Genomic DNA, 11,780 nt, shown 5'->3' on the forward strand with positions numbered 1-11,780 from the left:
TGAACAGTCTCTTCTCATCATCTTAAACCAATAAATCCGGTTGTTCTTAAGAAATGGCGCACGATGTCCAACTGGTACTGTACCCGTAAAGAGAAGTCCAGACTCCAGCAGGTCTCAACGGTGACCGCCTTCGTACCGAGAATTTCCTGAACCGCCTTCCGCGAGGTTCCGTTTCGCTCACGCCGCCGGATATTGAAATGATAGGAAGACTGAGTTATGGACCGGTTCATTCGTTTAACGATTTGTTTGGCCACTCTAGCTGTGCGGCTTCCTGGACTAATAATCAAAGTCTGGCCAACCCGTTTGGGATTTTTTTGTGATAGTCCATTCGCTTCATGCAGATCCAGATACCACGAAGGGCCATGGTGCTGCGCCAGCTGAAATAAGGCTCCTGCCAGCGAATGGCTGGCCTTCGATTTACCACGGTAAGGAAAGGTCCGGTTTAAATCCGGCTTGCCTCTGATCTTCTTACGGTAAGCCTTTTTATTCACCAGAGGGACTATAATAAGTCTGCCTTTTAGGAGGATCAGCTCTCTGCGGGTGAACATTCCCGCCAGATTTTGCGCTGCACGGATGCTGGCTGGTTCATTCCCGTGTATTCCAGACACCAACATAAAGACCGGGCCGGGACGTAGGCCGCTAACGATATAATAGGGAGTTGCATAAGACGTATCTGGCGCAAGCATACTTTTCTCGACGAACACCGAATCTCACCTCCGGAGCGGTTCCGTAAATGAATATCTATATATAAGATATTCGTACTGCTGCTTACGGTTTGGACACTCCGGGAAAAACATCGTCCATTAGCCTCAGCAGGCTCCCTGTTTAGACAGACAAAAAGCCCGGTTTCCCGGGCTCTGTTAGTCATACTTATATGCTATTGATACTGCGGCAGCCAGTCGCCGTGGGCAGCTATCAATTCATCACACATGTTCACAATATCATCCATCGACAGTTCTGCCGCCGTATGCGGATCTAGCAGGGCCGCATGATAGATATGCTCTTTTTTGCCGGTGATTGCCGCCTCTATGGTCAGCAGCTGTGTACCAATGTTCGTGCGGTTCAGAGCGGCACATTGCGGAGGCAGATCCCCCACAAAGGTAGGTGTAACCCCGCTGCTGTCCACAAGACACGGAACTTCGACACAGGCCTCCCGTGGCAAGTTGGTGATCAGCCCTGTATTCATCACGTTGCCGCCGATCTTGAACGGGACATTCGTCTCGATCGCTTCCAGAATATAAGAGGCATATTCATGCGAGCGTTCATGCTGAAGCTCGTGGTTACCGACGAGTTCCTCGCGCAGCTGCTGCCAGCGGCCAATCTGCTCCACACAGCGGCGCGGATATTCGTCGAGCGGAATCTGGAAGCGTTCGATCAGCTCCGGGTAGTTCCTTTTTATAAAATAAGGATGGTACTCCGCGTTATGCTCAGACGATTCTGTAATGTAGTAACCGAACTTCAGCATCATTTCATAACGTACCATATCTGTGTGAGGCTCCAGCTGTTTCTCTGCCGCACGGCGCTTAATCTCCGGATAAAGATCCTTCCCGTCCTTCGTGACCTCCAGCAGCCAAGCCATGTGGTTGATTCCGGCGATTTTCGCCTGCACTCCCGTCTGGTCGATTCCAAGGTGGTCAAATAATCCGGGGATACACTGCTGCACACTATGACACAGTCCTACTGTCTGCACACCGCCATAGGTGTTCATTACATTCGTCAGAACAGCCATTGGATTGGTATAGTTCAGGAACAGCGCATCCGGGCAGACCTCGCGTACATCCGCAGCAAAATCCAGCATCACCGGGATGGTGCGCAGATTGCGGAAAATGCCGCCGATGCCCACCGTATCCGCAATCGTCTGCCGCAAACCGTATTTCTTCGGAATTTCAAAATCGGTTATGGTGCAGGGATCGTAACCTCCGACTTGAATCGCGTTAATGACATACTTGGCGCCGCGCAGCGCTTCTTTGCGGTCGGAGTAAGCGTTAATCCTGCATGTGCTGCCGCTGCTATTCTTAATGGAGTTAAGCATGTTCTCTGAGTCCTTTAGCCGCTGATGATCAATGTCGAACAAGGCAAGCTCGAAACCCTGCAGCGCCGCTGTCGCCATGCAGTCACCCAGAACGTTTTTGGCAAAAACAGTGCTTCCTGCACCGATAAATGTAATTTTGGACATGAACAATACGCCTCCTGTTGGTTGCGGTAAGAATGCCTGCTTTAAGCAAATAAGGAGTTTATGCAAGGATGAATAGGGCAGATGATTGCAGTAATTACAGTCATTATCCGCTGTTTTTTTGCTATATTCACTATAAAATAGAACGCCGGAAATGAGTATGGAGAAATACAAGTGAGATATGGATCTTTGTTGCATTTGGAATCGTGATGTAGTAGCCTGAGATTAAATGCAATATCAATATGACTCAGTCATTCATGTATGGGAGGCCCTTCAATGAATCTCGAACATTCGTACTTCACTGCCAGCTTTAATCTCGTACCAGAAGAGCAGGACATGGCCGTACTATTCAGCGGTGAAGGCAGACCCGTACCCGGACACAAGATCGGCCCCTCTGTGCATGATTACTTTTTGATCCATACCGTGCTGGATGGTGAGGGCTTCTTTCAAAGCGGGAATGTCTCGCGGCACTGCCGGACCGGAGACACGTTTGTTATTTATCCGGGGTCCCTATTCAGTTACCAGGCTGACAAGGACAGCCCCTGGCACTACGTATGGGTAGCCTTACAGGGGGAAGCTGTTACGGCACTGCTCTCCGATGCCGGGATTACCAAGGAACGTCCGTTGCTGCATTCCGGGAACACCCGCGAGCTGCACAGCCTATACGAACATATTCGCTTGGCCTTCCAGCAATCCCCTTATCCCCGGCTGGAAAGCCTGGAGGCCTCCGGCTGGACCCGGCTGCTCCTCCACCAGTTCGGGCTGGCCAACCTCAGTGTCCTGCCAGCCCGACCCAAAGAAATGCCCGAGGTCATTGACCGCCAGATTGACCAGGCGATCCGTTGGATCTCGCTGCAGTTCCACCAGCAGATCAGCATCGACCACATGGCGGCGACGTTGGGCTATCACCGGGTGCATCTGTCCAAGGCATTCAAACAGAAGACCGGTTTGTCTCCCAAGCAGTATCTGCTGAAGATGCGAATGGACAAAGCCAGGGAACTGCTGGGGGGGACACTCACCATCGATCAGGTGGCCTCATCCGTCGGATTCAACGATGCCCTCTACTTCTCCAAGCAGTTCCGCAAATACACTGGCATGCCGCCGAGCGAGTATCGCGCCGTTCTCCGTGAGAGTTAAGGCGAAATGCTGAACAACCCTGACGGAGTTCACCGGCAGGGTTGTTTTAAAACCTATTAGTCACTATATATGTTCTTGCGTACCTTTAATCTAAAAGGCCCGTCTAAGCGCAGCTTTATTTTCTGTCCGCCTTGTCAACATATTGACCTGTCAATGGATCATAGTGCGGACGTTCCCCGGCGATCTTAAGCTCAATCCGTTGCACCGAATACAGCAGCTCCCCGAAACCGATAAAAAACACACCAATCAGGCAGGACCAGATGAACAGATAGATACCGGCAGATAATGTGCCCATGTTCATGGCTACAGGAATCGAAGCAATCAATCCAAGAACAATTACACCGCCGCCTAAATATTTTAAATGTTCGCCTTTCATTGACTTCCTCCTATCTGCAGAACAGACTCATTATAAATTGTTGAAATTCATCCCGATTACACCTGCAACAAGACTAACCAGCAAGTAGACAATGATCATCCCAAGCAAAACTTTAAACAGGTTAACCGACCTTTTCATTGTTTGCTTCACCTCCTGTTAGCCCGCCTAATGGGTTTCTTATTTATCCGATGGAAGAAATGAAATCCTAAATTATTCCAACGGCTACTCGTGCTAATTGTAGTGTTTCAATACCTTCCCGTCAATGTTGCTCCTTGCAGCGTATTAGTTAATTGATGCAATTGGGGTGATGCGGTATACTGCTGTGTAGACTTTATACTAGTACAGAAATGATTAAGGAGGTTGTCCAATTGAAGGAGATTCGAATGCAATCAAAAGACCGCGCCGTAAGCTTCAGACTCATTGAAGAGTCCGGAGAATTTATAGTGTTTGACATGTCATTGTCTGGCCCTGCGCGGGATAGAACAAGCTACAGCGGAACAAGTTTTGAAGCGGCCTGGAAAGCTGTCGAGGCTATAATAGGGGTAACAGCTATACCGGACGAATTCAAACCATATGCAACAGCATTGTAGTAACAAGCAGAATGCAAAATCTTTTATGACATGAACATATAAATTTTAAAGAAAGGGTCCCAGGATTGGGACCCTTGTTTATGTAGTCGCTTGAATAACATCGTCAATCTTAATCCAATCATATTCATACTCAATCTGTAATTTGACCTGTCGCAGTTGCAGGTCCACCGACATGACAACGCCCCTGATCTTATGGTCTTGTTCTGGATCGAACAGCGTGATCGTAATCTGTTCGTTGTAACGCTTGGAATAAGCAAGCACTTGATCAATCAGCTCCCATTCCTGAGCATCGAGCACGGGTTTGCTTCGCAGGCACTGTTTTTCTTCATCCTGGATGATTCGGCGTTTGTGCTCCGGAGTCATCATCCGGCTGCAGTCGAATATGCTGTCAAATTTCTTCATGTTGTCAGACCTCCTCAGCCCCTATAAATAGGAACACTTGTTTGTATTATAACCATCTTAAAGAAATTAAAGCAACGGAAAAATCCGCCAGTTGAACACTGGCGGACTGAGAGCTAAACGTTATTTGATTGAATATTACACCAAAAAAGCTATGCCCGATTCACCGCGACGACCAGGTTATGGGGACAATTATTTCATGTTCTCCACCGGCAGATTCATTACGAAGTACTGAATAGCCAATTCTTTTTCAATCGTCTTCAATACATCTTCTTTCGTACTCTCGTACACAAACGTTTCCTGCTTTAAATACGTTAATACAATATTGCAGCTATGGTCAAAACTGGCGAGAGCTTTGCTGTCTTTCTCTTCCAACTCCAAGCGCATTTGGGTAACTAGTATTAAGTATTCTTCAATCAAAGCCATCCGGTACGCATCTTTCAGTACGTCAGCTTGTCCCCAAGCATACATGCCCCCCTCTATTACTTCAGAAGAGTGCTCCACATACTCAAGACTTGAGTTCAATAGCAGCAATTCGATCCGTTCAAGGATTTCATGATAAATCCCCTTGATAACATTCCTTGTATCCACAGCCATTCACCTCTCCGACTCCATTTTTCTGAGAAAATCAACCTATCCGTCCTAACCTGGAGGGTGCTTGGGTCTAGATTCACTGTAAACAGTTACTTTAAGAATAACCCGGTTTCTAGCCAATGTATATAATAATAATACAATATTGTAACCATTAAGTCTGTTAAATTCTTCAAATCCTGTTTAATGATAAGTAGAGATCATAATGCCACAGTTTTAAAAGGAAGTGAAATGAATGAGAAAAATAGAAATACAGTCGGCCTTGGAGCAAAGTATGAAGCAGCGTGTTCATCTTGTGAGCGGTGAAACTTTTACCGGCCTTTGTGAAATTGATCATCCTTCGGATTCCTTAAGCATTTCAACAAATAAAGGTATCCTTACGGTACCTTTTTGGACCATAAAACGTTTTGTTCACAGCAGAACATAGTCAAACCAGCCTGGCTTTTTTCAAAAAAATCAACCCGCCAACATACGGACTGGCGGATTGATTAATGTACACATTTCATGCAATTATTAGCTGAATTTGAATCCCAAACTTATATCTATAATTTACCATCCAAATGCCATGAATACAAGAAATTTCAACTTTAGCCAAGCATTTTGCACATAAAGGCCGGGAAATAACTTCACCTTGGAACCACAGCGTTCGATTCAGCATTGTCACGGCTTTGCCGCCGTAGCGGTAACAGTTTTATAATGGAGCTACTCTGCGCAGAGAGTAAACGTAGAAGGAGCTTTACAATGGACCTCAAAACATCCATTTACCAGCATATTGTTACGGAAGGAACACATTATGAAGTCGGGCGCGCACTAGGGGCATTTTATAAACACGACACTGCTTTTATGTCCTTTATGTCCTCGCCGTTTATGGGCAGTCCGCCGCTCCATCCGGCTGCCGCTGATAAGGCAATGAATATGTTCGAGAAATATTGTCCCGGGGTCAATCAGGAAATCAAAGGTTTCGCCGATGAAACCGGCATCCGGGAAGAAGCGGTCGTCTTTTACTTCTCTTATTTCCAGTCAGCCGGCCATTGCAGCCAGGCAGCCTTGCGAACCGGTCCTATAGACAAAAGCCGTACATATCATATGCGGACGTATGATTTTGGCTGGGAGGATGCTCCCTATAATCAGCTTTTGCTGAGCACCACCCGTGTGACGGGCAAGCCCGCCCACATCGGATTTTCACTTCAGCTCTTCGGCCGGTATGACGGCATGAATGACGAAGGTCTCAGCGTGACCACGACTTCCGGCAGAATCCGGCCAGAAATGACAGGTGAGGGCTTTGTGTTCCCGGGAGTGGTTCGGGCCCTGCTCGATGGCTGTACTACAACCAGAGAAGCTGTTACCCTGCTGCGCAGCATGCCGATCTCCGATTACAGGAACTTTCTAGTGACCGACAGGCACGGTTCAATGGCATTGATCGAAGCAGCTGGGGCACATAAGGAAATTGAGGTTTATGATGCCAGGACAGCGAGCCTTTCCCAGCTTGTCGTTTCCACCAATCACTATACGCTGCCAGCCATGAAGCAACATAACCTTCAGCTGATGCATAACTCGCAAGCGAGGCAAGAGGCGATGTACTCGACTCTCTGGAACAGAGGAACGGACTATAATCCGCTGGAAGCAATGAAACAACTGGCAGGTCAGCACCTGCCAGAAGGCGTCTGCTGCCATCACTACGGCGAAGGCTTCGGGACGTTATGGTCGATCGTTTGTGACAATGCCTTACGGGAGGCGCATGTATGCTTCGGTTCACCCATGATTAACCCTTGGAGAAGCTTTGGGTTCAGTGATCCGCCCGGCATAAACGAATATACCGCCACTTTGCCTAACGAACAGTCCGACGCACAGTTTTGGAGCAATATACTTTAAGAACCTTTCATGTTAAAAAAAGAGCGGCAACCGGCTGACCTGTTATTCAGGGTCCGGTTGCCGCTCTATTCATACTTTTTTCTCCGCTCACTGTATGGCTTTGTTTAGAATTGAATGCACAAAAGCTGTCTTGCCCTCCGTATAGGCTTCTCTGTCATTGCGGTATTGTTCTGCCAGGGCCAGCTTTACTTCCTCATACGCCCGAACCGCAGCGGGATGACTCCGCAGATAGTCCCGGAATGCGATATGCTCCAGATAACCTTTACCGTCCTTAGGACATACATAAAGATGATAATGCATCAAACCGTCATCCTTCTCGCACTCGAATACCTCTCTGCCCTCGATCCCAAGATTTCCAAGATGCACATAACCAAATTCCCGGAACCTCTCGACAATATCAGGCAGTGCCTCATAGCTCTCCATCACAAGATCCAGGTCTATAATCGGTTTGGCCGCCAAACCTTCAATAGAAGTACTGCCCACATGCTCGACAGCAATGACAAGATCTCCGAGGATCTCAAGCATCCGCTCTTTGATTCTGCTGAATTCGGCCTTCCAAACGGGATTATAAGGAACAACTTCAATAGGAACAGGGCTTACAGTGATGACCGTCACCTTCTTTACTGGGTTTGTTAGTGTTCTGTCAGCTTACTGTAAACCTTCGCTCTTTGTAAATGATCCGGTGCACACTACAGAGTGGCTGCGCACCCCCGATTTCAGATGGCTGGGATAAAATGCAAACCAGTTTCTCATACTATTTGTTAGCAGATGGAGGTGAAATCATGCCCAAAAATAGTGCCGATCCCAAACACGACCGTGCAAATAATAAAGCAGATAAGAAAAACAACCAGCAAAACCATGCACATCTTACTGAAGAACCCCAGATGTTAAACGCCAATAAGGCTGAAGATTATGTTCCCAGTTTGAATGGTGTCACCAAAAATGAAACTTAAGCTGTAAAATTGTACAGCAAACAGGTTGCTCCCCGTCGCTGAATGACGGGGAGCAGCCTCTTCTTGTCTCCAAGTAAATATTTTTAGTTTTCCATTCAGTTGACTTGTCCCGTGGCTGAATGATAGGCTTTTCTTCTAAGCCTTGTTAAGGAGAATGCCCGATGAAAAAAGCGACAATGAAGGATATTGCCCGCCAGGCGAACGTTTCAGTAGCCACGGTCAGCTATGTGCTGAACAATGTGAAGAACCAGACGATCCCTGACCCGACCCGGCAGAGTATACTGCAAATTGCCCGGGAGCTGAACTATGTCCCGAATCTCGCAGCGCGTTCCCTGGTCAAACAACGGACCGGACTGGTCGGCATTCTGATTAACCGGACATCCGCATTGCCCTATTGGAAACGCCAAAATTACATGTCGCTGGTGGAAAGCCTGGAAGCGATGCTAACAGAAGCCGGTTATCATACACTGCTTGTCCGTTTGAATCCCCTTAATCCTGCGATGGACGTAATCCGTGAACGTAAGCTGGATGCTGTCTTTGTGCTAGATGTTATGGATGAGATGTTCTACCGGATATCCGCCAATTTTGTGGAAGGCGTTCCGCTGATTCTGATCGACAGCATCATTGATGACCGTCTATTTAACCAGGTTAATTATAACTATCCGCAAGCGCTGCAGGCCGCTGTATCCTCCTCCGCAGCTCCCTCCTGTCTGGTCATGGAGAGCTATTATAACAAGGCGTTATCGGAGTGGGTCATTGCTGAATCCGCCTTGCCGCAGGAGCATATTCATATCGTGAACAATTCGCAAGAGGCACAAAGTGAACTCGTGAGCTTTTTGGCCCTTAACCGGGATAAGCACGTCATCGTCATCAATGAATTTTTGGCAAAAGCTGTTGAAAAAACTGCCTTGGCCTCTTCTGTTACAGCGATTTGCACCTGCGGGGTACCGGAAATCCTGCTGGACAGCACGACAATCATTCAGTTTCAGAACGATAGAGCACTGACCGCCTATGAATTAATGACATCCGTTATCCGCGAACAGTACGATACCAGCCTGACAGGCAGCAATCAATTTTTGGTTGAAGTTCTCCAATAAATTCTCTATAATAACTTAAACGTTTAAGTTAAGTAATTATGAGGAGGTTTTATTGATGAATATTCCCAGCGCTGAGATGGTGAATGCCCCACCTGTGCCCCAAGTGAACTATCCGGTTTTACGCAAAAACAAAGTTTTCCTGCTGTTGTTCACAGCCAGTACGCTTACGATACTGGGAAATGCCTTTCACAGTCTCGCTCTTAGTCTATGGGTGCTGCAAGAGACTGGCAGTGCTAAAATGATGAGCATCATGACTGTCAGCAACCTTGTCATCTGTTCATTGCTAGGCAGCGTGGCCGGTACACTCGCCGATCGCGTCAACCGCAGAACGCTGATTGTATGTGCCTATCTGGTGCAGAGCATCACCGTACTGGGAATCGCTTACGCCCTTACCAGCCCTAATCTCTCCTTCGTCCTGATTGTTTGTCTTACCGGAATTGTAACCTCTGCCGGACAATTTCAGTCTCCTGCCTTTCAGGCTTCCCTGCTGACTGTCGTCGGCAAAGAGCATATCCAGCAGGCAGCAGGCTGGATGACCTTGTCAGAGAACATCTCCCGTACTGTTGGTTACGCTCTCGGCGGAATCTTTGTCGCTGCCTTCGGTGGTGCTTGGGCAATCTTTGTAGATGGGATGACCTTTCTATTGGCCTTCGTGCTGGTGCTAGCCTCAGGCTCATTCACTGGTGTTATAGCCGCACGTGGACCAAAAAAAACGTTCAAGCAAGATATTTTCAGCGGTTTCCGTTATATTTGGAGTAATCCATTTGCTAGAGCTGTTACCTTACTGCTTCCCGTACTCACACTATTTTTCCTCTCCTGCCTCATGCTGACACAAGTCATGGCCGTGCAGGTATGGAAGGCAAGTCCGTTTCAGTTCGGTCTGATGGAGAGCTGCATCCCGCTTGGGTACATGCTTGGATCGGGCTTGATATTGACTGCCGGGAACAGGATCAGGCACCGCGGTCTGCTGGTCGCTGCCAGTCTCCTGCTGCTGGGTCCGCTGTACGCCCTGCTGTCGGTTACTACCTCAATGATGCTGGCCATCCCGCTCATTCTGCTAATCGGCTTCACCTTCTCGTTCAGCACTTTACTGATTAATATCATCCTGAGACTCGAGGTACCTGAAGACTTGCAAGGGCGGATGTTCGGTGTACTGGGGTCCTTAATGAGTGTGGCTCCCCCTTTGGGACTTGCTGTCTTTTCTGCGGCAGCCGACCATTTTGGAGCCTCCGAAACCATGCTGGCTGCCGGTCTTATCCTTTTTCTGTTTGGCACCGGAGCTGCAGTCGGACTTAAAGTAATTCGTGAATATAAATAAGAACTGGAGTGAAGTTCATTGGGCCAGACTGAATTGATTATGAAGTATTTGCGTGAGAATCCGCTGAAAAATGTAACCCCGTTAAAGATGATGACCGCTTATCATCAAGTTATAGACAGCTATCTGGTCCACCAGCAGGAACACTGGGGCATTCTGTTGCTTCTGCCTGCGGACGCTTATTCCTTTGATCAGCGGATATACCCGAATGCCGAGAGAATAGTGCTCATGGATTACAGCAGCCCTGAGGTGCTGCCCGAGCTGCTAAAGCGATTGCCCGGAGAAACGAATCTGGTCTTCAAAATTCAGGAGCAGACACGAATTTCGATTGCCGATCAATTTCCGCTGCACAAAGTACGATGCTTTTATTCCTATAGTTCTACAGCAGAGCAACGTTTCGCTCCGGACGCCGAAGCTGTACTGAACGAACAGATGGATGAACGGCTGCTTCCATTATGGCGGGCGAATGATTACAGCAAGGAAGAAATTGAGCATTATTTTGCAGACGGCGCTTTTTCCATATCCATATTCCAGGGAGACACGCCACTCAGCACCTGCCTCGTCTTCCGCAACGAGGAGCGAATCTGGGAAATCGGGGCCGTGCGTACGGCCGAAGCCGCCAGAAGAAGCGGACTTGCACAGCGGGTCGTCCGCACTGCGGTATTCCATACGCTGCAGAGAGGTTATATTCCAAGATATCAGGTGGAGGATACAAATATCGCCTCTATTCGTTTGGCCGAATCCGTCGCCCTTACGCTAGCGGTGAAGCTGGAGCATTGGCTAAATTATTTAGAACAGCCGAAATGATCAAAAATTCATCACCGTAATATTCTAGAAATTGTTATATAATGCAAGGAGCAGCAATAACAATTTGTTAGATAAAGGAGTTCGTTCATGAGCTATCAACCGTTTGGGCATCAGGAGTATTATACGCCGCCACCCCCGCCGGCACAGACAAACGGCAAATCCATTGCCTCATTGGTGCTTGGGATTCTGTCCATTGTGTCACCATATATCGGTATTCTATTTGGGATTATTGCGATTATACTTTCCGCGATTTCCCTGAAAGAGATTCGTACCCGCTATGAAGAGGGAAGAGGTCTTGCCATCGCCGGTCTCATCTGCGGAATTGTCGGTACACTTATTTACACCTTACTTATTTTACTGTTTTTATTCGCCCTGTTTGCTTTTAATGAAATAGATTCCGGTAACATAATCCACTTCAGCACTAACAACATCTGATAGGCTGTAAGAAATGCAGGATTTTCGAGTAAATG

Annotated in this window: 15 protein-coding genes; 9 read left to right on the forward strand and 6 right to left on the reverse strand. The window is 47.8% G+C overall.

The features are described from left to right. Nucleotides 1-17: 17 nt before the first annotated feature. On the reverse strand, nucleotides 18-704 hold the full coding sequence (locus ACAN56_RS01385; protein ID WP_379139943.1) for a M99 family carboxypeptidase catalytic domain-containing protein: 687 nt from the start codon (nucleotides 702-704) through the stop codon (nucleotides 18-20). Nucleotides 705-877: 173 nt separating this feature from the next. After that, entirely contained in the window at nucleotides 878-2,176 is a 1,299-nt protein-coding gene (locus ACAN56_RS01390) for an alpha-glucosidase/alpha-galactosidase (RefSeq protein WP_379139945.1), read from the reverse strand. A gap of 273 nt (nucleotides 2,177-2,449) precedes the next feature. Here ACAN56_RS01390 and ACAN56_RS01395 point away from each other — a divergent pair, with 273 nt between their 5' ends. Next, the gene (locus ACAN56_RS01395; protein WP_081965845.1) at nucleotides 2,450-3,310 is read left to right on the forward strand and encodes an AraC family transcriptional regulator; all 861 of its coding nucleotides are present in this window, start codon (nucleotides 2,450-2,452) and stop codon (nucleotides 3,308-3,310) included. A gap of 115 nt (nucleotides 3,311-3,425) precedes the next feature. On the opposite strand, the gene ACAN56_RS01400 is transcribed toward ACAN56_RS01395, so the two are convergent. Further along, on the reverse strand, nucleotides 3,426-3,686 hold the full coding sequence (locus ACAN56_RS01400) for a hypothetical protein (RefSeq protein WP_038592588.1): 261 nt from the start codon (nucleotides 3,684-3,686) through the stop codon (nucleotides 3,426-3,428). Nucleotides 3,687-4,054: 368 nt separating this feature from the next. On the opposite strand from ACAN56_RS01400, the gene ACAN56_RS01405 reads away from it, so the two are divergent. Then, the gene (locus ACAN56_RS01405; RefSeq protein ID WP_038592591.1) at nucleotides 4,055-4,276 is read left to right on the forward strand and encodes a hypothetical protein; all 222 of its coding nucleotides are present in this window, start codon (nucleotides 4,055-4,057) and stop codon (nucleotides 4,274-4,276) included. 78 nt (nucleotides 4,277-4,354) lie between these two features. On the opposite strand, the gene ACAN56_RS01410 is transcribed toward ACAN56_RS01405, so the two are convergent. Beyond that, on the reverse strand, nucleotides 4,355-4,678 hold the full coding sequence (locus tag ACAN56_RS01410) for a YolD-like family protein (RefSeq protein WP_076111115.1): 324 nt from the start codon (nucleotides 4,676-4,678) through the stop codon (nucleotides 4,355-4,357). A 189-nt stretch (nucleotides 4,679-4,867) separates the two neighbouring features. Beyond that, on the reverse strand, nucleotides 4,868-5,266 hold the full coding sequence (locus tag ACAN56_RS01415) for a hypothetical protein (RefSeq protein WP_341093551.1): 399 nt from the start codon (nucleotides 5,264-5,266) through the stop codon (nucleotides 4,868-4,870). A 235-nt stretch (nucleotides 5,267-5,501) separates the two neighbouring features. On the opposite strand from ACAN56_RS01415, the gene ACAN56_RS01420 reads away from it, so the two are divergent. Together ACAN56_RS01420 and ACAN56_RS01425 are read left to right on the forward strand one after the other, a co-directional pair. Continuing rightward, the gene (locus tag ACAN56_RS01420; protein ID WP_341093553.1) at nucleotides 5,502-5,693 is read left to right on the forward strand and encodes a hypothetical protein; all 192 of its coding nucleotides are present in this window, start codon (nucleotides 5,502-5,504) and stop codon (nucleotides 5,691-5,693) included. Between the two features lie 314 nt (nucleotides 5,694-6,007). Continuing rightward, nucleotides 6,008-7,138, forward strand: a complete 1,131-nt coding sequence (locus ACAN56_RS01425; RefSeq protein ID WP_379139950.1) for a C45 family autoproteolytic acyltransferase/hydrolase — start codon at nucleotides 6,008-6,010, stop codon at nucleotides 7,136-7,138. Nucleotides 7,139-7,225: 87 nt separating this feature from the next. On the opposite strand, the gene ACAN56_RS01430 is transcribed toward ACAN56_RS01425, so the two are convergent. After that, nucleotides 7,226-7,753, reverse strand: coding sequence for a GrpB family protein (locus tag ACAN56_RS01430; RefSeq protein ID WP_379139952.1), 528 nt, complete (start codon nucleotides 7,751-7,753; stop codon nucleotides 7,226-7,228). A gap of 167 nt (nucleotides 7,754-7,920) precedes the next feature. On the opposite strand from ACAN56_RS01430, the gene ACAN56_RS01435 reads away from it, so the two are divergent. The 5 genes from ACAN56_RS01435 to ACAN56_RS01455 all read left to right on the forward strand — a co-directional run bounded on the left by ACAN56_RS01435 (nucleotide 7,921) and on the right by ACAN56_RS01455 (nucleotide 11,745). After that, entirely contained in the window at nucleotides 7,921-8,091 is a 171-nt protein-coding gene (locus ACAN56_RS01435; RefSeq protein WP_179091754.1) for a hypothetical protein, read from the forward strand. 161 nt (nucleotides 8,092-8,252) lie between these two features. Next, nucleotides 8,253-9,188, forward strand: a complete 936-nt coding sequence (locus tag ACAN56_RS01440) for a LacI family DNA-binding transcriptional regulator (RefSeq protein ID WP_379139954.1) — start codon at nucleotides 8,253-8,255, stop codon at nucleotides 9,186-9,188. 55 nt (nucleotides 9,189-9,243) lie between these two features. Then, on the forward strand, nucleotides 9,244-10,506 hold the full coding sequence (locus ACAN56_RS01445; protein WP_231578280.1) for an MFS transporter: 1,263 nt from the start codon (nucleotides 9,244-9,246) through the stop codon (nucleotides 10,504-10,506). Nucleotides 10,507-10,524: 18 nt separating this feature from the next. Next, the gene (locus ACAN56_RS01450) at nucleotides 10,525-11,310 is read left to right on the forward strand and encodes a GNAT family N-acetyltransferase (RefSeq protein WP_379139957.1); all 786 of its coding nucleotides are present in this window, start codon (nucleotides 10,525-10,527) and stop codon (nucleotides 11,308-11,310) included. A gap of 87 nt (nucleotides 11,311-11,397) precedes the next feature. Next, nucleotides 11,398-11,745: a DUF4190 domain-containing protein gene (locus ACAN56_RS01455; RefSeq protein WP_379139959.1), complete on the forward strand. Its 348-nt coding sequence runs from the start codon at nucleotides 11,398-11,400 to the stop codon at nucleotides 11,743-11,745. Nucleotides 11,746-11,780 lie beyond the last annotated feature (35 nt).

The organism is Paenibacillus paludis (genome assembly GCF_042610515.1).
Classification (GTDB): Bacteria; Bacillota; Bacilli; order Paenibacillales; family Paenibacillaceae; genus Paenibacillus_AQ.